The following is a 21924-nucleotide window of genomic DNA, read 5'->3' on the forward strand; positions in this document are numbered from 1 at the left end:
AGCAGGATGCATTTGTTGTTTGATAAATATATAAGCAATCATGGATACAGCACTGATTAACGAATTCAACCTGATGCAGCAAAGCCGCTCGAACTTGAAGTATATCGAATTACTGGAAGAACATGTGTATCAGCCGGTGCAAACAGCTAACCACTATATGACATCCTGGATGGGCAAACGCGGACAGATGTTGCTTAAACTTGACGTTACCTTGTATAATTCTTACAGGCGACTTAAAAAGAAATATCTCCGAATAGGATAGCCCGGCTTTCCTTATCCTTTATGTAATCGTATCTTTACAGCTTATGTTAGAAAAGATACTGAATCAACTCAATATTACTGCATTAAATGCGATGCAGCAGGCATCAGTTAAAGCCGCCCAAACCGGAAAGGATGTGCTGCTGCTTGCGCCGACAGGCTCCGGGAAGACCTTAGGGTTTTTGCTGCCCCTGGTATTGAACCTTGACCCCGCATCAAAAGGAGTGCAAGCACTGATCGTGGTGCCCTCACGCGAGTTGGCTCTTCAGATTGAAATGGTGTTCAAACAGATGTCTACAGGTTTTAAAGTGAACTGCTGTTATGGTGGACACGCTGTTAAAACCGAGAAGAATAACCTGGCTCAGGCTCCTGCTGTGCTTATCGGTACTCCCGGAAGACTCGCTTATCATATCAGACACGAGAATTTTGATGAATCTACAATCCAATATCTTGTGTTGGATGAATTTGATAAGGCTTTGGAATTCGGATTTCAGGAGGATATGTCGTATATCATCCATAAGCTATTATCACTTAAACAAAGGTATCTTACTTCCGCCACCGCAATGGATGAAATCCCTGATTTTGTTAGGATCAATCAGCCCGTGGAAGTGAACTTTCTGAAAGATGTTAAAGTGCTTCCAAATCTGCAGCTTAAAAAAGTGACCTCTACTGCAGAGGATAAACTGAATGTTTTATTTCAATTGATCTGCAAAATTGGCAGTAAAACAATGCTCATTTTCTGCAACCACAGGGAAACTGTAGACCGGATTAGTGATCTCCTTATTGATAAGGATCTTGCGCATGATATTTTTCATGGGGGAATGGAACAGGATGAGCGTGAACGCGCCATATTAAAGTTCAGAAATGGAAGTATTAAAATATTAATAACGACCGATCTGGCTGCGCGGGGATTGGATATTCCGGAAGTAGAGTATATCATCCATTATCAGTTGCCATATACGGAAGATGCCTTCCTGCATAGAAATGGGCGCACGGCAAGGATGAATGCAAGTGGAACCGTTTATCTGATCATGACAGATGAAGAAAAATACCCCTTTCTGAAAACCGAAATTGAGACTGAGTCGCTGTCAGGTAAGTTCTCTCCGCCAAAGGATAGCGAATGGCAAACACTTTACGTTGCCTCTGGTAAAAAAGATAAGATCAATAAGATCGATATCGTAGGGTTACTCCTTAAAAAGGGTGGGCTGCAAAAAGAAGATGTGGGGCTTATCGAGGTTAAAGACAGCAGTAGCTATGTAGCCATCAAAAGGAAAATGGTAAAACAAGTCCTTGTCAAATTAGCGAACGAACGGATAAAGAATAAAAAGATTAAGATTGAAATCGCAATGTAATTATGAGTAACAACGATATTTTTAAAAAACTACGCGTAGCACTGGCGCTCACCAATGATGATATTATCAAAATTATGGAGTTGGTTAATTTCAAGATTACAAAAAGTGAACTTGGTTCTTTTTTCAGGAGCGATGACCATCCGAATTTTAAGCCTTGCGGCGATCAGATCCTGAGAAATTTCCTGAATGGCCTGGTGATCTACAAACGCGGTCCACGTCCTCCAAAGGAAAAAAATATAGCTTCAGATTCAGAATAACCCGTAGGTCTGTAATCATATTTAGTTTTTTTTTCAGTATGTTCGCATAGCAAGGTTTGTTATGCGCGTATACCTGATCCTATTATTCAACCTTTTTCTGGCTGGCTCCGTTACGGGGCAAGTAAATAACAGGATAAATGGTCTGGTGAAGGATTCCCTGAAGCGGCCTATCCCAAATGCCGCAATTAAGGTAATTGCCGGTGAAGATACTTTGCATGCTTCTACAGATGATAGGGGAAAATTTAATCTCTCCGGCATCTCAACAATCCGTATCACTCTAGAAATTAATGCATTTGGCTATCTGCCGTATACCAGGGAACTCATCTACGATCTAGGTCAGCGTACAATTAGTTTGCCGCTCTTATCTTTGGAACGGGATGCGCATACCCTTAAGGAGGTAGTCATCAAAGCCCAGGTTATTCCGATACGATTGATGAAGGATACGATAGAGTATAACGCGGCGGCATTTGCTGTGCGGGAAAATGACCGGGTTGACGAGTTGCTGCGACTAATGCCAGGAATGACCATTGATCGGGAGGGAAGAGCACTCAATATGGGGAAAGTTATGACCAAACTTAGGATTAACGGAGAAGACTTCTTTACCAGTAACGTGAAAGATTTTATCAGTCAGTTGCCGGCAGATATGATTGCAAAGGTTCAGGTGATCAATGATTATGGCGATGAAGCCAACTTTACAGGCGTTAAAACCGGCGAACCTCAGAAGATGTTAAACCTCGTCACAAAACCAGGACGTGGTAAGGGCAATTTCGGAAATACCTCGATAAATGGGGGTTCAAATGAACGCTATGGCCTACAGACCAATGGCAACATCTGGCGGGAGAAAAAACAGATCGGCGTTAAGGCAAATGTAATCAGTACAAATAACGCTGCAGGTATTAATCGAAATATCGCTACCGGAATCAACTATAGAGATAAGATAAGTGAAGGTTTAACAACGAGTTTGGGCTACACGTACGACAACAATAAAAATAACAGTAAGCAACTGGACTATATAGAAACCGTAAACCCACTGGGAATTATCAGGACTACCAACGCTAACGATAGACTGACAACGAGCGATAAACATAACTTGAACTGGAGCTTACAGTCGGTTGGAAAGTTAAGTTATTTTCAGGCTTCTGTAGTTGGTTCGTTTTTGAATAGTAATAGCAATTCCGATGCTACTTCTCGACAAACTGGGGTTATTTTACAGGATTTAGCCAACCGAAATGCGACAAAACTATACACACCCAATTTCAGTGGAAACCTCGCCTATGCCTACAGGCTTAATAAGCCGGGGAGAAATTTATCGGTCGGATTTACTGCTAAAAATGGGATCAATAATACAGATGAAGATCTCCTAAGTAAAATCGTGTATTATAATGATCGTATTCCGGTTAAAGACTCTGTATTGAACAGGTTGGTAGATACACGTAACAGGTCCAGAAATATAAGTGCTACGGTCCGGTTTTCTGAGCCATTAGGAGGTAAGGTAGATAGTGCAAAGACTAAAAGCCTGGATGTATACTATACTTTCGATATGGAAGAAAATGCAAATGATCTGCTTACCCGAGTCAATACGATGTACCGGGTTGGAAGGGTAGTAGATTCGTTGAGTACGATGTATACGTCGAGGTTCACGGCGCATTTATTGGGCGCTAGTTATAGGTTTGCTTCTGAATCGGTGAGCTACAATCTTGGCATTACTGCTCAGCCAAATATCTTAACGGTTAGAAACGAACAACCGAGAAATACAATCAGTCATGTGGGATTTAATGTTGCACCGGTTGCGAATGTCAGCTATATCCTGACAGAGAAGTCCAGTCTGAGTCTTGTATATACAGGAAATAATGTCGCACCTAATTTTACGCAACTTCAGCCAGTGCCCAATACGCGGAATCTTCAGAATGTAATCGTTGGAAATCCAAATTTACGGTCAACATTTACCCACACTGCAGGACTATCCTATCAGAAGACGGATTTAAAAACAGGAGCGGCATTAATGCTGGGTGTAAATGCGAATGTAATCAAAGACCAGGTGGTTACGAATCTGATCTTGGTTACGGATACACTGAATAGTCTTAAGCAGGAAACGAATTTTCTGAATGCGAATGGCGCATACAGCTTTGAAACGCTGTATTCATGGTCGCAGCCTTTTGTAGAAAATACGTATAACCTGGAGTTTAGGGGGAACGTCGGATTTGCCAATACTGTTTCCTACTCAGATTATATTTTAAACCAAAATAAGGGCTTTAATTTTTCTCAGGCGGTACTACTGAGGATGAATAAAAAGAAGCTGATCATGACGGGTGATGCAAGTTATAATTACTATAGTAACAGATACTCGCTTGCAATCGGGGAGCTAAAGGATATTCAGGTTTATGAATTCAACCTGAGCATGAAAACATTTTTAGGCAAGCGCTATGCAATGGGTTTTGATGCGCTTAAGAGAATTAATATTGGATATTCTATTGAAGCGAAAAATCCTTTATTAATTAATTTGAGCTTGGAGAAATCCTTTCTTAAACGTGATCAGGGAACGATCAAACTACAAGCTTATGATATTCTTAATCAAGGAAATTATCTGATCAGAAGCGTTTCTGATAACTCGATTATTGATAGTAAGAACAATCAGATTACGAGGTATTTGCAGCTAAGTTTAAATATTAACCTCCAGCAGTTTGGAGGTTAATATTTGCAAATGTGGCTTAAGCCAGTTTTTTATATTTTAAACGGTGTGGCGTGCTGTCTCCAAGACGTTTCTTGCGATTTTCTTCGTAATCACTATAGTTACCTTCAAAGAAGTATACCTGCGAATTGCCTTCGAATGCAATAATGTGTGTACAGATACGGTCAAGGAACCACCTGTCGTGACTGATTACTACTGCACAACCGCCAAAGTTTTCAAGCGCTTCTTCGAGTGCACGTAGCGTGTTTACGTCGATATCGTTTGTTGGCTCATCTAAAAGCAAAACGTTTGCGCCTTTTTTCAGCGTGATTGCGAGATGAACCCTGTTCCTTTCTCCGCCTGATAATACGCCAACTTTCTTTTGCTGATCGCCGCCGTTAAAGTTAAACTTAGAAACATAGGCTCTTCCACTCACCGCTTTATTGCCTAATTGTATGTTATCTAATCCGTCAGTGATATTTTCATATACAGTCTTGTCAGGATTCAGATCATTGTGCATTTGATCTACATAACCCAATGCAACAGTCTCTCCAACTCTGAACGTACCGCTATCAGGTTGTTCCTGCTCGGTGATCAGTCTGAACAACGTTGTCTTACCAGCACCGTTTGGACCAATAATGCCGACGATACCGGCGGGAGGAAGCGAGAAGTTTAAGTTCTCAAACAAAATCTTGTCGCCATACGCTTTCGTAACATTCGTTGCTTCAATCACCACGTTACCTAACCTTGGGCCCGCAGGGATAAATAACTCTAACTTGTCCTCACGTTCTTTAGAATCTTCTGAGGCTAACTTATCGTAATTTGATAAACGGGCTTTAGATTTTGCATGTCTTGCTTTTGGCGCCATGCGTACCCACTCCAGCTCACGCTCCAAAGTTTTTTGTCTTTTGCTTTCAGTCTTTTCTTCCTGAGCCAGACGTTTTGCCTTCTGATCTAACCAAGACGAATAATTTCCTTTCCATGGAATACCCTCTCCACGGTCAAGTTCAAGGATCCATCCAGCAACATTGTCAAGGAAGTATCTATCGTGGGTAACTGCGATAACAGTCCCTTTGTAATCTTTTAAGAATTGTTCCAGCCAGTCGATACTTTCTGCATCAAGGTGATTGGTTGGCTCATCCAACAAAAGAACGTCTGGTTCCTGAAGCAATAAACGGCACATCGCTACACGCCTCCGCTCTCCTCCTGATAATACTCCGATTTTTGCATCGGGATCTGGGCAGCGCAAAGCGTCCATGGCGCGTTCTAGCTTATTGTCTAGCTCCCAGGCATTACTAGCGTCGATTTTATCCTGTAGTTCGCCCTGCTTGGCCATCAACCTATCCATCTCGTCTGCATTTTCGTAGACTTCAGGCAAACCGAAGCTTTCGTTGATCTCTTCGTATTCTTTAAGTATGGCTATTGTTTCTGCAACGCCTTCTTCGACTACCTCTCTCACAGTTTTAGTCTCGTCAAGAATAGGTTCCTGAGCCAGGTAACCTACACTGAATCCTGGGGCAAAAACAACTTCTCCCTGAAAGGACTTGTCTAATCCAGCAATGATTTTTAAAAGAGAAGACTTTCCAGATCCGTTAAGACCGATTACGCCAATTTTGGCACCGTAAAAAAAAGAAAGATATATGTTTTTTAGAACTTGTTTCTGAGGGGGGTAAATCTTATTTACACCCGCCATTGAAAAGATTATTTTTTCGTCTGACATGTGAAGGTTTATGCTTTAGCAAGCAAATATAAAGACTACCGCAGAAAATATACTATAGTTTGTCGAAGCAAATAGGTTTGATAATTTGAACATATCCGGATGGTTCCATTAAACTGTAAAAATGACAGTCCAATATGGTTATAACTGTAAAATAGCTGGTTTTATTAATGACGGGCAACACAATATTGCTTTTTAGATGGTGTATCCTTAACACAGCCGCTCATTTCTAGCGCTTGCTATGTCATTTTGTTAGCTGTTATTGAGCAAAACAACCAATTTTGACAGCCTCCAATGTGCAATAAAATCATTACAATTTATGGACAATTCGTTTTTGATACCATAATTAAAATAAAAAAAACTACCTTGTATAGGTACTGAATGCATATTTCCTAAAATCACTTGGTCGATTTTAAGGTCCGAAGCATTTCAAAACAATGTAAGTTTAAATGTATGCGGCAAATCCCATCGCTCTGGTTTGTCTGTATGGCGTAATTGTTGATAAAATAAACAAAATGGTCTCGCTTATTTATAAACATTATTTTATAGTTTAGAGCATTCCGGTAAAGAAAGGTAGATATGGAAGCTAAATTTTCACCACAAGTTAAAGATGTGATTTCATTCAGTAGGGAAGAAGCCCTCAGACTTGGTCACGATTACATCGGCGCAGAGCATCTTTTGTTAGGCTTGATTCGCGAAGGCGATGGCATGGCTATCAAAATATTAAGATCACTTGGTGTTGATACCTCAAAATTACGTCGTTCTATTGAAGACGCTGTTAGGGGTACCTCAAGTGTAACGGTTAATCTGGGAAACATCCCGTTAACCAAACAAGCTGAAAAAGTATTAAAAATAACCTATTTAGAAGCTAAGATTTTTAAAAGCGATTTAATAGGAACAGAGCACTTATTGTTGTCAATCCTGCGCGACGACGATAACATTGCGTCTCAGATTTTATTACAGTTCAGCATCAATTACGAAATTTTCAAACAGGAAGTAGAAGTAAATAAAAACGGATTTAGGGATGAGACTCAAAACAGCGCTTCGGCAGGTAGTGATGATGATTATCGCGAAGAAGAAAGCTTCAGTGGACCTAAGAAAGTTTCAGATATCAAATCAAAGACTCCGGTTCTTGATAACTTCGGACGTGATTTAACTAAGGCAGCAGAAGAGGGACGTCTCGATCCAATTGTTGGTAGAGAGAAGGAAATCGAACGCGTATCGCAGATTCTTTCTCGTAGGAAGAAAAACAATCCAATTCTGATTGGTGAGCCTGGTGTTGGTAAATCTGCGATCGCAGAAGGTTTGGCATTGCGTATTGTACAACGTAAGGTGTCAAGGGTACTGTTCAACAAACGTGTTGTGACTTTAGATCTTGCTTCTTTAGTTGCTGGAACAAAATACCGTGGTCAGTTTGAAGAACGTATGAAAGCGGTAATGAATGAATTGGAGAAATCTACAGATGTAATCCTTTTTATTGATGAAATCCATACGATCGTAGGTGCTGGTGGTGCTTCTGGTTCATTGGATGCATCAAATATGTTCAAGCCGGCGCTGGCTCGTGGAGAAATCCAATGTATTGGGGCCACAACGCTTGATGAGTATCGTCAATATATAGAAAAAGACGGAGCCTTGGATCGTCGTTTCCAAAAGGTTATGATTGAACCGGCAACTCCGGATGAGACGATTGAAATCTTGAACAGAATCAAAGAAAAATACGAAGACCATCATGGTGTAACTTATACTGATGAAGCGATTAACGCATGTGTTGCTTTAACCTCAAGGTACATTACTGATAGGTTCCTTCCTGATAAAGCTATTGACGCGTTAGATGAAGCTGGATCAAGAGTACACCTTACCAATATCCACGTTCCTGAAAAGATCATCGAGATCGAAACGAAGATCGAGGATATTAAGGTTGAGAAGAACAAAGTTGTAAAAAGCCAGAAATACGAAGAAGCAGCCAAACTGAGAGATACTGAAAAAAATCTTTTAGAAGAACTGGAACGTGCTAAGGCGGAATGGGAAGCTGAAACCAAGACTAAAAGATATACAGTTACAGAAGATAATGTAGCTGAAGTGGTATCTATGATGACTGGTATTCCTTTGCAACGCGTTGGGCAGACTGATAGTCAGAAGTTGCTGAACATGTACGATACTGTTGCTACAAAGATTATCGGACAGGATGACGCTATCAAGAAATTGACCAAGGCAATTCAACGTACCCGTGCAGGATTGAAAGATCCTAAAAAACCTATCGGTTCCTTCATTTTCCTTGGACCTACAGGTGTTGGTAAAACAGAATTAGCCAAGGAACTTGCCCGTTTCATGTTTGATAGTGATGACTCATTGATTCAGATCGATATGAGCGAATACATGGAGAAATTTGCGGTATCAAGATTAGTTGGTGCGCCTCCGGGGTACGTAGGTTATGAAGAGGGTGGTCAGCTTACCGAAAAGGTGCGTCGTAAACCTTATGCAGTAATCTTACTTGATGAGATCGAAAAAGCACATCCTGATGTATTCAACATTTTGCTTCAGGTATTAGACGAAGGACAGCTTACTGATAGTTTAGGTCGTAAGGTGGATTTTAGAAATACGATCATCATCATGACTTCTAACATCGGTGCCCGTCAGTTGAAAGATTTCGGTCAGGGGGTAGGGTTCTCTACAGCTGCGAAAACAAGTCAGGTTGACGCACATTCCAGAGGTGTGATTGAAAATGCATTGAAACGTGCTTTCGCTCCTGAGTTCCTAAACAGGGTTGATGATGTTGTTGTATTCAATACCCTTGGCAAAGATGAGATCTTTAAAATTATTGATATCGAGTTGAAATCTTTATTCGGAAGAGTACATACTCTGGGATATGAGATCAAATTGACTGATGTAGCTAAAGACTTTATAGCTGATAAAGGATTTGATAGTAACTTCGGTGCACGTCCTCTAAAACGTGCTATCCAAAAATATCTGGAAGATCCTATTGCCGAAGAGATATTGAAAGGTGAGATCGCTGAAGGAGATATCCTGGAGATCGACTACAATAAAGAAAATGATCAAATTGTTGTGGTTAATAAAAGCCCAGGCAAGAAAAAGAAAAAAGAAGAAGGTGCCTAGGCATGCTGACTGATAAATAAAACCCGCTAGCAGTAGCGGGTTTTTTTATGGTCAAAATTTAAAACAAATTCAATTGAGAACCAGGTATACGAAATTGCGTGGCGTCAAGTTCAACTACGGTGGTATTTAATTTGTTGAGGCGGCAATGCAGCCTGAATGTATCCCGGATCATGTCGGCAATGTTTCCACCTCCCCGCATGCGTTCACCAAAACGACTGTCATTAACCTGCCCGCCATGGCAGGACTGGATCATATGCCACACTTTTTCAAATCTATCAGGATAGTTTTTTATCAACCAATCCTTAAAAATTGGGCCTATGGCGCCATTAAGTCTCACAACCGTGTATCCAGCGCTAATAGCGCCACATTGAGCAATCGTTTTAAGAATCTGTGGAATCTCATGGTCACTCAGACCGGGAACAGTTGGCGCAACCATTACTCCCACAGGAATTCCTGCACTACTTAGTTGTTCGATAATTTTTAGGCGTTGTTTGGCTGTGGTTGTCCTCGGCTCCATCTTGAGACGGAGGTCTTCATTCAAACTATTGATAGACACATACACACTGATCAACTTGTGCTTTGCCAGCTCAGATAAAATATCAAGATCACGGAGAATCAATGCATTCTTTGTAATTATGCCAATAGGCTGCTTATATTCAAGGGCGATTTCTAGTAACTGGCGTGTTAGTCTGAACTTTCTTTCTGCAGGTTGATAACAATCTGTATTTCCTGATAGGGAAATGACGGAGGCGTCCCAACCTTTTCTATGAAGAAACTTTTTGAATAATTCAGGTGCGTCTTTTTTAACGATGATTTTACGCTCGAAATCTAGTCCGGCACTAAAGCCCCAATATTCGTGTGCGTTTCTGGCATAACAATAGGTACAGCCGTGTTCACAGCCCTGGTAGGGGTTTAAAGAATAAGCCATACCGACATCCGGACTGTCAACTTTGTTGACAATAGAACGTGACTCTCCGAAGATAAAACTGGTTTTAGGGTCAGATTCCTCCCAATCATCTATCCCCTCTGTATGTTCTTTGACATAGCTATCTTTCTGAAAATGATTGTGCGGGTTGAGCTGGGCACCCCGGCCTTTAAAATAAGTTGAGTCTTGTTGCTCATCTGTTTTCATCTTCTAAAATTACTAAAAATAATAGCAAAATGAAGCCAATGTCTTTTATTTTTTAGTTATGGGAATATAGTCCATCGGCACCATATCGGCAATCTTCTCGTAAGCCCAGTATCCTTCATAAAGGATGGATCTTGGTTCATAAATGCCGCCGTTTTCGTAGAAGTGTAGTGGGCCCTCTAACATATTGATGATCGATATTTCATAGTTGGGAACATCAAGGGGCCGACTCACTGAGTGACCTGACATGTTGGTATATTCTACAGATTCTCGCTCTTTGGTATATATTACATATAGTTGATCTTTAAAGTTCATCGTCTTCAGGTTCTTATATTCCTGACGAACCAATGTATCTGTCAACACATCTGCGCGGTTGAGGATACTAATATTTTTTGGCATGTCTCTCACTTTGCTCCAATACATCAAAGAATCGTTTTCTGCAGACCCGATACGAATAACAGTTTTTACGGATTTAGTCAGACGTTTAATGTTTTTGTTGATGATGCTATCAGCAGGGCGTTGTTCATTGGGGATTTTGATCATTTTATTGATGATGAAACCATCTTCCTTGGTTGTGCCTGCATACAGTGATTTAAAGAATTGCTGACTGGAACCATAATAAGCCGTTTCTCTATTCTTCACCCATCCTCTCATTTTAGATTTGGAACCTTTCAAATCTTCAAATGTTGGCAAACCAGCATAGTATACAATGCGCGTTTTATAGTTATATTCAAAAAACTGTAACATATACCTGAGCTTATATCCCAACGCTTTATTCTCTATAACCAGGAAATCGTTTGATTTGACAGTCAAAGTTCGCGCTTCGTCGTCATAATCAATGTTCAGTACCGCGGGGTTAAGAATTTTGCATTTCTCCGCATTTGGTGTTTTTCCAATGAAGAATTCCTTAAACATGTTTAGGTAGCGCTCACGGTTGGGGTCTGTACGGATAACAACTTCATTGAGCAGAATGGTGTTATCCTTAAGGATGATGTCAATATTAACAGATTTGTCGGATATGATTACATTTCTCGTAAACGGCAGATAGCCCATCATCTGCACCAATACATCATAATTGCCAGCTTTAAGGTTGTTTAGAACAAACTTGCCATCGGAGTTTGTTGACGTTGCATTCTTATAATTACTTAGATAAATGCTAGCCCCAGGCAAAACACCTTGTTTGTCTTTTACCGTACCACTGATCGAAAAAGTTTGAGCGTCGGTTTGCAGAGCAAGTCCGATAAGCAAACAAAACAGAAATAACTTATGAATCATAGAGCCAATATAACTAATCTATTAGTTTTATTAATAATAAAAAAAAGCCCATACGGGCTTTTTTAACATTTTTAACATTTGATTATTCCGATTTGCTTTCGATACCTAGTCTTTCCATTACCTCATTACTTACTCCGGTAGAAGAATATCCACCATCATGGAACAGATTCTGCATAGTTACCATACGTGTAAGATCGGAGAACAAAGTAACACAGTAATCGGCACAAGATTCTGCATCTGCATTACCAAGAGGTGCGATAGAATTTGCAAAATCGTAAAAATCACCAAAGCCTTTAATACCTGTACCGGCAGTAGTTTTGGTAGGTGATTGTGATACCGTGTTGATGCGGACGCGTTTTTCAATGCCGTAGTGATATCCGAAACTTCTTGCGATCGATTCAAGCATTGCTTTGATATCAGCCATATCGGTGTAGAAAGGATAGGTTCTTTGTGCAGCCATGTAAGTTAAAGCTACAACGCTACCACCTTCGGCAATAGCATCCATTTTCTTAGCTACAGCAAGCATTTTATGCAGAGATAAGGCAGACACATCAATGCCTTTCATAAAGTAGTCGTAATTCGATTCTGTATAAGGAATTTTTTTACGGATATTAACACTCATACCAATAGAGTGTAGTACGAAATCTATCTTTCCGCCCAGAATTTCCTGAGCTTGGGTAAACAAATTGGTCAGTTCATCAACATTTGTCGCGTCAGCAGGGATAATTTGTGATCCTGTTTTTTGAGCAAGCACATTGATCTCACCCATACGCATCGCGATGGGTGCGTTTGTTAAAACAAATGTTGCACCTTCTTCGTGTGCTTTTTCAGCTACTTTCCAAGCAATAGAATTTTCATCCAATGCACCGGTAATGATGCCCCGTTTACCTTTTAATAAGTTATACATAGTTTTACTTTTTGTTTGTTGTTAAGCCTGACTTAACAAACGAAGTTAGTAATTTTTTCTTTTGACAAGACTGGCTTAATGATTTTTATAACCTAAAAGATCTCTGGCATTGTCCAATGCCGATGCCGCAGGATTTTTACCACTCAACATTTCAGCAATAGCGTCAATGCGCTCATCATTTGTAAGCCTTCTAATGCCTGTTGTAGTGCGCTTATTTGCCTCATTCTTATAGACGAAATAATGCGCTTCACCCTGAGCAGCAATCTGAGGCAGATGGGTGATACATACTACCTGCATATTTTTTTCGAGATTGCTGATCACTTCACCAACCCGTAAAGCCGTCTCACCTGAAATTCCAGTGTCAATTTCGTCAAAGATCAGGGTAGGGAGTGCAGTATGTTTTGCCATAATAGATTTTATCGCTAGCATGAGTCGAGACAATTCCCCGCCAGAAGCGATTTTACCAACTGGTGCGGGCGCCTGACCTGCATTAGCCGAAAATAAAAGGGCGATCTGGTCGTGGCCATCTTTATTGAATTCTGCGAGTTTTTCTTGGTGAAAGCTTACTCTGGCGTTTGGCATACCAACCTGTGTGAGGATCGCGTCTACCTGTTTGCTAGCTATGTTAATCGCCTTGCTGCGGTTAGCAGATAATTTAGTTGCCGTAACTTCTAAAAGGTCTTTGCTTTTTTTGATGATTCCCTTCAGCTTTTCTATAGTATTATCACCCGAAAGGATCCCGGCGAGGTTATCAGACAAGCTCGATTGAATGGTGATCAGTTCTTCCACAGTAGTGACGCGATGCTTTTGCTGTAAACCATAAATCAGGTCCAGTCGGGCCTGTACTTCATCAATTTTAGCCGGGCTGTATACCACATGCTCTTCAAGTGCCACTGTTTCTTCGGCGATATCTTTTAATTCTATAAGCGTTGAACGTAATCGACCGGCGAGATCAAGGTAGGAACCATTGAATTGTTCTATACTCTGTATTTGATTTACCACTTCCTTCAACATTGGAATGAGCGCAGTTTCAGACTCACTGATCATTCCATAGCTTATATTTAAACTCCGTTTGATCTGTTCAGCATGTGTCAGCGTTGAAAGTTCTTCTTCCAGACTTTCTTGCTCTCCCGCGGATAAATTTGCCGCTTCAAGTTCATTGAAGAGAAACTGCTCGTAATCTTGTTTGGATCTTGCTTCTACTGCTGCGGTTTCCAATGCCGTGAGTTCACGTATGTGTTTTCTGTAAGTTGAAAATTCGTTTCTATAGGTTGATAAGGCTGAATCATGACTTGCAATCGTATCGATAACTGATAATTGAAATCCAGAATCACTTACTTCCAGCGTTGCATGTTGCGAATGAATGTCTATCAACTGCTCTCCGATCAATTTCATCACAGAGAGGGTAACTGGTGTATCGTTGATAAACGCTCTTGATTTGCCGTCGATGGCAATTTCCCTGCGAAGGATACTTTCCTGATGAAAATCAAGATCATGCGCTTCAAAGATTCCTTTAAGCTTGTCGCCTGTCAGTTGAAAAATGCCTTCAATTACGCACTTTTTTTCCTGGTTGAAAAAATATCTGGTTTCTGCACGCTGTCCTAAGATGAGCGATAAGGCACCCAGCATAATGGATTTACCTGCACCTGTTTCGCCGGTAATGATGTTCAATCCTTTGTCGAGCTCAAGCTCAACACTGTCTATTAGGGCGTAGTTGTGGATGGAAAGTTTTTGTAGCATAATACAGTGCTAAATTAACAAAAGTTCCACAATGCATGTTTATTCTTTATGCACAAAAAAGGCAGAACGTTTGCCCTGCCTGATCTCCTATCTGCATATTACTTTTTAGTGCTACCAAGTCCCTTTTTCTTTCTGAGTTCCTCTACTTCAGCTTGGAACTTTTTACGAAGCTCCTGATATTCAGGGGTCATCACGAGCTTCAGTTCGTCATCATAGCTTTTTCCTTTCAACTTTATGATTGCGTTCTTATTTGAATCGATCAATACTGAATTTAGAGCTGACATAGTTATTGGAGTTCCATCGATAATACTGAATAAGCTTTCTGTTTTAGTACCTGGTAAATTTCGGAACAGTTCTGACAAACGTGCTTTTTCTTCTGGCGAATTAAATTTTTTAATAAATGCTTCGTTATTTTTTTGAAGCTCTGCACGTAGCTTTACCCATTTTGCCTTCTCCTCGGGAGTATTGAACTTTTTGGCAAAGGCTTCCGCGGTTTTGCCCATTTCCAGCCCCATTGCCCGGGCCTTGATCTGCAATTCTGGCATGTTTAATTCCTTCAGAAGCTTTTTGCTGTCTATTGACAGGCCTGTAAGAAATGCAGTATCGCGAATTCCTTTAAAATCAGGCCCTAAAAGACTTTTCCCTTGAAGAATAAACCCTTTGCCGCCAATGCTGGTTATTTTTAGACTATCTGGGATTTCCTCGATTGAATTATAGGTAGTCTGCACACCCTTTGGATCTTCAATGGTGATTTTGATCTTAGCTTTCTTCTTAGTCGTGTCGGATAGTATAGGTTGCGCTTTTCGGTCCGCAACGGGTACATTTTGTTTCTCGACCGTTGGGTGTGATTCAAAAACGTCTATTTTTTTGACAACATTTGCTACTAAAGTCTTTACTGCTGCTTTACTTTGGTCTGGGTTAATCCATGCCAAAGAAATGATCGTTGAAAAGGTAACTGTAATCAATAGAATTTGTTGCCTTACATTCATGTAGTTTGCTTTCATGTTCGTGATTCTTTTAATACGTTGATATAAATATTGATGTTTTCCCGTGGCAGCAAGTGCCAATGCAGGACTACTTTTTTCCTGTAATAGTTCTAGTTTTAATAAAGCATGTGCGTAGGTTACGGGGGTGCCCGTAATTGCAACAACTAAGTCGTCACAGGCATGCTCGCGTTCAATCTGAATGAATCTGCCACTCAACCAGATAAAAGGGTTAAAGAAAAGGATAGTCTCGATCGCAGTTTTTACTAGATTTAGTAGATAGTCGTTTCTTCTGATATGTGATAATTCGTGAATTAGAATTGCCTCTACCTGATTTAAATCCAAGTTATTTGCCAGTGCTACAGGAAAAAGTACTACAGGCTTTAGAAAGCCAAGTACCAATGGCACATTGACCTGATCCGAAAGAAAAAAACTTACTTTCTTTCTAATATGCAGTCGCGCCTTGGTGCTGTTAAATATATCCATCCAACTTATAGGGACGGCAGTCTTTGCAGACTTTTTTAATGCATTTAGTTTGCTATAGCCATTCAATAAAATTACGATCTGCATTATTAGGCCAATTCCATATAGTGTAACAAGAATGGGGAAAAACCGTTCTGCCTGTTCTCCAATTCTTTCCGTAAGAGAGGGGGCGTAGTTGTTGAAAATCAAACTAACCGGATGTTGATCCACTTTACCTGACGTTGAGCCGGGCATTTCGAAAGTAGTCCAAAAGGTGATACAAAAGCTCAGGAATGTCAGGCAAATTGATCCAAAAGCCATATTATGCTTAGTTTGAGCCGTAAATCTTGGGATAAACATAATGGCTGTAAATAATAAGCCATATACAATTGCTCCCTGCCACAACGAATGAAAAATACTCCATCCAAAAGCTTTGATCATATTATTTAATAGTGGTTCCATATTGCGGTTGTTAACTTAGTTCATCTAAATATTTTTTAATCGCATCCAGCTCGTCTTTACTGGCTTGGTGATTGCCAAGCGCCTGCATTACCAATCTTGCAGCAGAACCATTAAATACATTATCGATCATTTTATTGACCAGATGTTGTTGGGTCTTCTGTTGACTGGCTACCGCCTTGTAGATATGCGTTTTGGCAGAGGCATCTCTTTCTACCAAACCCTTTTCCAGCATAATCTGCATTAGTTTCAGTGTTGTAGTGTAACCCGCATTTTTATTGCGCTCCAGAACTTCGTGTACATCACGTACTGTACAGTCGCCTTTCTCCCATAAAATCTGGAGAATCTCTAATTCACTTTCCGTAGGTTTTGGTGTTGATGATGTAGTCATTTATGTTGTACGAATTGTTTCGTATTCAAATGTACGAATCTATTCGTATAAACAAAATTATTTTTGAGAAAAATTTAGATGACTTGAAAGAAGGTAATTACTGCTTTCTTAAAGATTCATATTTATTGATGTTAGCGGGATCGATATCCACCAATAAATTGTATGCTTTGATTCGAGACTGAGGATCGGCAGTTGCGAAAATATTGGCTACTTCCTCAGCTTTGCTGGCAAAATACATGTTTGGAAAAATTGAACCAAGCTTTTGCTTGTCCATCTGTTTAAGATCAGGAAGGGCAGCGAGTAATCTTTTTGCAGCATCGACACCATTTTCCTGAAAATGATCCAGCCCTCCGGAATGATAGTCATAAATAAAGATTCTTAATCTTTCAAAACTTTTATTTAAGAGGTTTTCATTTAACCAGTATCTATTGCGGAGTCCGTCCACTGCTCTCCATCCGGAATTTCCTGCAGTTTGGGCAATATTAAGTGTGTTCTGTGCCTTAATATAGGATTGAGTGCCGCCCATTCTAGCAAAGCTATCCTTATCCAGGCCTACAATCGTATAGGCATAATAGGCTAGGAGTGAGCTAAGGTTGGTAATGAAGTTTTGATCGGAATAGTCTATAGGCTGACCGTCATTATAATTGAAGTCAAAATCTTTATCATTCAGATTTAATAAAGTACTGTTATAAGCTGTTCCGTATACAGGTCTGCTGGACTGGATCTGCGCTTCGGCCTTATAGCCCGATCCTCCATCCCAGGCAGTGATGGTGATTACAAAATTACACTCAATGCGTTCTTGTTGCAGATAAGTTTCCGTAGTCCACTTATTGTTATTCAGGAAGTCTCTGATGGTCGTTTGTAATAATTCAAGGTTACGCTTGTTGACATTTGGGACAGTTGGAGCAAGCAATTGCACGCGTGCATTTAACTCCTGACCAGATGCGCCGATTGACCCAAATAAAAAGCTTAAGAAACATATGATAAACCTAATTCTCATAACAAGCCTAAAATTTCCTGACATATATCAATTGCTACTTCAGCTTTTGACTTTGTATCGAAAGTCTTTTTCTGAAGTTGTTGATTAAATATAGTGATTTTATTGGTATCTCCCTGAAATCCTGCGCCAGGATCATTGAGTGAATTTAATACTATAAGGTCGAGATGCTTTCGTTTTAATTTGCTTACGGCATTTTCTTCTTCATTTTCAGTCTCCAGGGCAAAGCCAATGAGCAGTTGTCCAGGTCGTTTTTTACTGCCGAGGTCAGCAAGGATGTCTGTAGTGCGTTTTAGTGCAATGCTTAGATCAGTATCTGATTTTTTGATCTTTTGTTTAGCAACGTGCACCGGCGTATAATCTGCCACAGCTGCACTCATAATGGTGATAAGAGCTTCTTGGAAGTTTGCAATGCAGGCCTGATGCATATCTTCAGCGCTCATTACATTAATCCGATTGATCCCTGTACTACAAACCTCATGTGTTGGGCCAGCCACCAAGGTTACATTTGCCCCCAGATTATACATTCGATCGGCGATAGCAAAGCCCATCTTACCCGAAGACCTATTGCCTATAAAACGAACAGGATCTATAGCCTCAAACGTTGGACCGGCAGTAATCAAAACGTTTATATTGAGCAAAGGAAGATCTTTTTTAATTGTTGCTTCCAGGAACTCGACGATTTCTTCGGGTTCGGCCAAACGGCCAGCACCAACTAATCCGCTGGCAAGTTCTCCGCTGTTCGGCGCAATAAGGATATTGCCGAAATCCTGTAACTGTTGAATGTTATGCTGTGTGCTTTCGTGCTTCCACATATCAAGATCCATGGCAGGTGCGAAAAGCACGGGACATTTTGCCGATAGGTAGACCGCAGTAAGCAGATTATCGCAACTGCCATTGGCCATTTTAGCTAAAGTATTAGCACTTGCCGGAGCAATTAAAATATAATCTGCCCAAAGTGCTAGCTCTACATGGTTACTCCATACACCCGTTTCTTCTTCGAAGTACCTGGTGTAAACGGGGTTTTTAGATAGTGTGGCAAGGGTAAGCGGAGTGATGAAATTAGCTGCATCCGCGGTAAGGATAACTTTAACGTTTGCGCCAGCTTTCACTAACAATCTGACCAGAATGGCCGATTTATAGGCAGCTATACTGCCGCAAACGCCAAGAATAATGTTCTTGTTTTTAAGCATGGTCATTAATGCAATCTGTTGCAGTTTAATTACTGTGCTTGATTATTGTGGATCTTTCGCCGGATTTCTGTGGTAAACTTTATCATTTAAGAACTCATCTATTGCAATCAATGATGGTTTCGGCATGCGCTCATAGTGCTTGCTGATCTCGATTTGTTCTCTGTTTTCAAAGATCTCTTCCAGGTTATCATTAGAAGAGGCAAACTCTGCTAATTTACCATGAAGTTCTTCTTTCATGTTGTTGGAAATCTGGTTAGCCCTTTTAGAAATGATTACTAAAGACTCATAAATGTTTTCAGTTTTCTGATCCAGATCGTTAACGTTTCTGGTAACCGTAGTATTCGGTATAGCGGGTTTGTTCGTATTCATTATTTGGTGGGGGTTTTAATCGTATTTGCTGTACTGTCTTTCTTAGCTTGTTTATCCAGGATGGCTTTGTATTTTGCATTCTGTGCGGCCATATCAGCCAATACACGTTTTGCGCTTACAATACCAGCTTCACTGTCGCTTTTCAGGCTCTTAACCTCAGGGGCTAATTTGCTTTCAGGGTGCGCTTCCAGAAACTCATTGGCGTAACCAATAGCTTCGTTATAACGGTCTTCCTGGTGATTTTCATAACTATTTTTAGCATACAGATATTGTGATTTTACGATCAGTAAGTCAATATCCTCAGCATATTTAATATCCGGGTAGTCAATCTCAGTATTTTTCAATGCAATAACTGAAGCTTTATAATTTTCGATAGCGTAATCACCCATCTGATAATAAAGTTTGGCATTTGTAAATGCTTTATCTTCCAGCTTTGCACGTAATGTGGTAATATATTGTGTAGCCTGCGCTACGCGATCACTTTTCGGGTATAAGTTGATGAAGAGTTGCATTGCGTCAATTGCCTTGTATGTATTGTCCTGGTCCAAACTAAAGTTTGGCGAATCCAGGTAAAAACAATAAGCATACATATACCTGCATTCTTCTGCATTTTTACTTGTAGGATAGATATCAGCAAAGTTTTTAAATTGAAAACGCGCTGTAGTATAATCGCCTAACCTATATAAAGTATAGGCATAGTAATAGTTCAGATCTTCAGCGCCAGCTCTTCCCCTATATTTTTGAGATAAATCTTCAAACAAAACGAGGGCTTTTGAATAACTTTTGGTATTATAAAGTCTAATCGCCTCCTGGTATTTCTTGGCTGTATCATTGCTCAGCCTGATTTTTTCAAACCTGCTCTTACATCCGGCAATGCTCAATGCCAGAACAGTTAATAGTAGTATAGATAAGTGTTTAATTTTAAACATTGTGCAAAGATAAGTTAATAATACGATAACGTCAATTAAAAATAATCGACCGCTAAGCTATCGAAAGGTGATGAAGGTTTAAAGTGATTAACATAATTTAACAATTTCTGCCGACCTTATGGGATGTTGGATAAGATGGAAATGGATGCGCCAAAATTTGCCTGAGTCCACCATAAGTCCACAGTGACAGTACAATCATACTACCAAAATCAATAAAATAGAGGAGTCAGGGTTTATCTGGTGTTAAAACAATGAGATATGTGGCATGTATTTAATTTAAGCATGATTATTGCTATAGATATCTCATTACTAAATAAATAGGAATGTAGAACAATTGACATGGCAAGGTATAAAGGAAAATATTTGATTGGAGCAATAGGGCCGATCACATTAAGGTTAACTAAAAAGGGGGTAATTGGCTCTATAAGGGTTAAGGATGTAAAGCAGACTGAAGCAACTAAAAGAAGTGCGAACTTTTTTGGAAAGGTTGTATCCTTTGCTGGACTATTGAGAGCCAATCTGCAATCTTTAGGGCAGCAGGATTCCGGTTTAATGAATAGGCTAAACAAGGAGATGATGGCTGTTTTCCAACAGTGCTACGATAAGCAAACTGGGGTCTTTAATTTTTCGAACAACTATTTTAGCCGCTTGAACGGAATCGATTTAAATGCAGACTCTGCTCTCAAGGAAAATTTATGGCCTTTGCCTTCCGTTACACTTCGTGAAAATCAGTTAACTGTAGGGATTTCTGATTTGAACATTGCTGAAAACCTAAAGTTTCCTGATGGAGCTACGCATTGCAAACTTCAAGTCCTGCCGTTGCAGTTTGATTTGGCCGGTGGACATTACCGTAGAATGGAAATGCGATCGCTTTTAGTTAAGCGGAATGATTTACCATTGCAGGTTCAGGATTTTTTGGTTGAGGTAGTGCCAGGTACCGTATGTGTGATTGGCTTAGGTCTACACTATTATAAAGAGGACAATGGAATATTTGTTATGCTGAATAAACCGGATTTTTCGCCCTCAGTACTTATCCATGCTGGTTTCAATGATGGTACCTTTTCGGAAACCCTGACTGAGTCTGTCAGAATCGCCTATGCGGATGGAAGTGAAAGTATCAAAATAATCACAACCTGGGCTGGTGGACATGCTGGTTTTTAAACGGTAAGTGGAGTTAACAAATAAAATGATACCTTATTTTGTTTTAGATTGACGGTAACTAGTTAAAATTGTATATCCATTATAATACTACATGATCAATCGATAATGCAAAATGCGTTATTGTAGTATATATATAGGTAGATTGATTTTTCATGATCTGTCTATTCAAATTTAGTTGATGCGAGCGGATTAGAACGTTTTGCTGGATTCTTCCAAGTTTAGCTTTAAATTTTTGATTATAAATCAATCGTAAACGTCGCACAAAACTTCTTATTAGATCAATTGGGGCTGTTAAACGTATTGATAACAATCTTTGTTTAAAATAATTCAAATTTCTTTTGTTTGAGAGACAGGGCATTAGGGTTTTATGTTATGGAAAGGTTAACAATAAGTTTGGTGGGCGGGAATATTTTCCTACTTTTGCATCCCGCTTGGGAGCAAGGGGAATGCGGTTTGATAAGCGAGGTTGATTTGAAATAAGGGTAGAAAAAGTTGATGCTGGGTGTTTTAAACACTGAAAATAAAAATCAAAAAAGATTTGCAGAAACAAAAAAGATTCCTAC

General features: G+C 40.0%; 17 protein-coding genes. 6 read left to right on the top strand and 11 right to left on the bottom strand.

The features are described from left to right. The first annotated feature begins 40 nt into the window (after nt 1–40). From CLV32_RS15445 to CLV32_RS15460, 4 genes are all read left to right on the top strand, one after another. Nucleotides 41–262 carry a hypothetical protein gene (locus tag CLV32_RS15445; RefSeq protein ID WP_133557077.1) on the top strand — a complete coding sequence of 74 codons (222 nt, stop codon included), beginning with the start codon at nt 41–43 and terminating at the stop codon, nt 260–262. A 43-nt stretch (nt 263–305) separates the two neighbouring features. Next, on the top strand, nt 306–1610 hold the full coding sequence (locus CLV32_RS15450) for a DEAD/DEAH box helicase (RefSeq protein ID WP_133557079.1): 1305 nt from the start codon (nt 306–308) through the stop codon (nt 1608–1610). Nucleotides 1611–1612: 2 nt separating this feature from the next. Further along, nucleotides 1613–1867 carry a DUF1456 family protein gene (locus tag CLV32_RS15455; protein ID WP_133557081.1) on the top strand — a complete coding sequence of 85 codons (255 nt, stop codon included), beginning with the start codon at nt 1613–1615 and terminating at the stop codon, nt 1865–1867. A 61-nt stretch (nt 1868–1928) separates the two neighbouring features. Further along, nucleotides 1929–4559 carry a TonB-dependent receptor gene (locus CLV32_RS15460; protein ID WP_133557082.1) on the top strand — a complete coding sequence of 877 codons (2631 nt, stop codon included), beginning with the start codon at nt 1929–1931 and terminating at the stop codon, nt 4557–4559. Nucleotides 4560–4575: 16 nt separating this feature from the next. Here CLV32_RS15460 and ettA read toward each other — a convergent pair whose 3' ends face one another. Further along, on the bottom strand, nt 4576–6255 hold the full coding sequence (gene ettA / locus CLV32_RS15465) for an energy-dependent translational throttle protein EttA (RefSeq protein WP_133557084.1): 1680 nt from the start codon (nt 6253–6255) through the stop codon (nt 4576–4578). A 576-nt stretch (nt 6256–6831) separates the two neighbouring features. Here ettA and CLV32_RS15470 point away from each other — a divergent pair. Further along, nucleotides 6832–9366, top strand: coding sequence for an ATP-dependent Clp protease ATP-binding subunit (locus CLV32_RS15470; protein ID WP_133557086.1), 2535 nt, complete (start codon nt 6832–6834; stop codon nt 9364–9366). A gap of 58 nt (nt 9367–9424) precedes the next feature. On the opposite strand, the gene CLV32_RS15475 is transcribed toward CLV32_RS15470, so the two are convergent. From CLV32_RS15475 to CLV32_RS15520, 10 genes are all read right to left on the bottom strand, one after another. After that, a complete protein-coding gene (locus CLV32_RS15475; protein ID WP_133557088.1) occupies nt 9425–10498 on the bottom strand; it encodes a PA0069 family radical SAM protein in 1074 nt (357 codons plus the stop codon). 45 nt (nt 10499–10543) lie between these two features. Continuing rightward, entirely contained in the window at nt 10544–11770 is a 1227-nt protein-coding gene (locus CLV32_RS15480) for a carboxypeptidase-like regulatory domain-containing protein (RefSeq protein WP_133557090.1), read from the bottom strand. 82 nt (nt 11771–11852) lie between these two features. Then, nucleotides 11853–12677: an enoyl-ACP reductase FabI gene (locus CLV32_RS15485; protein ID WP_133557092.1), complete on the bottom strand. Its 825-nt coding sequence runs from the start codon at nt 12675–12677 to the stop codon at nt 11853–11855. A gap of 75 nt (nt 12678–12752) precedes the next feature. Then, nucleotides 12753–14417, bottom strand: a complete 1665-nt coding sequence (recN, locus tag CLV32_RS15490) for a DNA repair protein RecN (RefSeq protein ID WP_133557094.1) — start codon at nt 14415–14417, stop codon at nt 12753–12755. A 98-nt stretch (nt 14418–14515) separates the two neighbouring features. Continuing rightward, nucleotides 14516–16324 (bottom strand): M56 family metallopeptidase, encoded by a 1809-nt coding sequence (locus tag CLV32_RS15495; protein ID WP_133557096.1) that lies wholly within the window; start codon nt 16322–16324, stop codon nt 14516–14518. Nucleotides 16325–16334: 10 nt separating this feature from the next. Further along, nucleotides 16335–16712 (bottom strand): BlaI/MecI/CopY family transcriptional regulator, encoded by a 378-nt coding sequence (locus tag CLV32_RS15500; protein WP_133557098.1) that lies wholly within the window; start codon nt 16710–16712, stop codon nt 16335–16337. Between the two features lie 97 nt (nt 16713–16809). Further along, nucleotides 16810–17712 (bottom strand): type IX secretion system protein PorD, encoded by a 903-nt coding sequence (gene porD / locus CLV32_RS15505; RefSeq protein ID WP_133557100.1) that lies wholly within the window; start codon nt 17710–17712, stop codon nt 16810–16812. After that, on the bottom strand, nt 17709–18902 hold the full coding sequence (gene coaBC / locus CLV32_RS15510; protein WP_133557198.1) for a bifunctional phosphopantothenoylcysteine decarboxylase/phosphopantothenate--cysteine ligase CoaBC: 1194 nt from the start codon (nt 18900–18902) through the stop codon (nt 17709–17711). The genes porD and coaBC overlap by 4 nt, the downstream gene beginning before the upstream one ends. 42 nt (nt 18903–18944) lie before the next feature. Then, nucleotides 18945–19271 carry a DNA-directed RNA polymerase subunit omega gene (locus CLV32_RS15515; RefSeq protein WP_090559230.1) on the bottom strand — a complete coding sequence of 109 codons (327 nt, stop codon included), beginning with the start codon at nt 19269–19271 and terminating at the stop codon, nt 18945–18947. After that, entirely contained in the window at nt 19271–20200 is a 930-nt protein-coding gene (locus CLV32_RS15520) for an outer membrane protein assembly factor BamD (protein WP_133557102.1), read from the bottom strand. The genes CLV32_RS15515 and CLV32_RS15520 overlap by 1 nt, the downstream gene beginning before the upstream one ends. Before the next feature lie 339 nt (nt 20201–20539). On the opposite strand from CLV32_RS15520, the gene CLV32_RS15525 reads away from it, so the two are divergent. After that, a complete protein-coding gene (locus tag CLV32_RS15525; RefSeq protein WP_133557104.1) occupies nt 20540–21361 on the top strand; it encodes a hypothetical protein in 822 nt (273 codons plus the stop codon). Nucleotides 21362–21924 lie beyond the last annotated feature (563 nt).

The sequence above is a fragment of the Pedobacter duraquae genome (assembly GCF_004362245.1).
GTDB lineage: Bacteria > Bacteroidota > Bacteroidia > Sphingobacteriales > Sphingobacteriaceae > Pedobacter > Pedobacter duraquae.

Coding starts and splice junctions, on each gene's coding strand:
- CLV32_RS15445 (WP_133557077.1), top strand. CDS start 41: ATGGATACAGCACTGATTAACGAATTCAACCTGATGCAGCAAAGCCGC.
- CLV32_RS15450 (WP_133557079.1), top strand. CDS start 306: ATGTTAGAAAAGATACTGAATCAACTCAATATTACTGCATTAAATGCG.
- CLV32_RS15455 (WP_133557081.1), top strand. CDS start 1,613: ATGAGTAACAACGATATTTTTAAAAAACTACGCGTAGCACTGGCGCTC.
- CLV32_RS15460 (WP_133557082.1), top strand. CDS start 1,929: ATGCGCGTATACCTGATCCTATTATTCAACCTTTTTCTGGCTGGCTCC.
- ettA (WP_133557084.1), bottom strand. CDS start 6,255: ATGTCAGACGAAAAAATAATCTTTTCAATGGCGGGTGTAAATAAGATT.
- CLV32_RS15470 (WP_133557086.1), top strand. CDS start 6,832: ATGGAAGCTAAATTTTCACCACAAGTTAAAGATGTGATTTCATTCAGT.
- CLV32_RS15475 (WP_133557088.1), bottom strand. CDS start 10,498: ATGAAAACAGATGAGCAACAAGACTCAACTTATTTTAAAGGCCGGGGT.
- CLV32_RS15480 (WP_133557090.1), bottom strand. CDS start 11,770: ATGATTCATAAGTTATTTCTGTTTTGTTTGCTTATCGGACTTGCTCTG.
- CLV32_RS15485 (WP_133557092.1), bottom strand. CDS start 12,677: ATGTATAACTTATTAAAAGGTAAACGGGGCATCATTACCGGTGCATTG.
- recN (WP_133557094.1), bottom strand. CDS start 14,417: ATGCTACAAAAACTTTCCATCCACAACTACGCCCTAATAGACAGTGTT.
- CLV32_RS15495 (WP_133557096.1), bottom strand. CDS start 16,324: ATGGAACCACTATTAAATAATATGATCAAAGCTTTTGGATGGAGTATT.
- CLV32_RS15500 (WP_133557098.1), bottom strand. CDS start 16,712: ATGACTACATCATCAACACCAAAACCTACGGAAAGTGAATTAGAGATT.
- porD (WP_133557100.1), bottom strand. CDS start 17,712: ATGAGAATTAGGTTTATCATATGTTTCTTAAGCTTTTTATTTGGGTCA.
- coaBC (WP_133557198.1), bottom strand. CDS start 18,902: ATGCTTAAAAACAAGAACATTATTCTTGGCGTTTGCGGCAGTATAGCT.
- CLV32_RS15515 (WP_090559230.1), bottom strand. CDS start 19,271: ATGAATACGAACAAACCCGCTATACCGAATACTACGGTTACCAGAAAC.
- CLV32_RS15520 (WP_133557102.1), bottom strand. CDS start 20,200: ATGTTTAAAATTAAACACTTATCTATACTACTATTAACTGTTCTGGCA.
- CLV32_RS15525 (WP_133557104.1), top strand. CDS start 20,540: ATGGCAAGGTATAAAGGAAAATATTTGATTGGAGCAATAGGGCCGATC.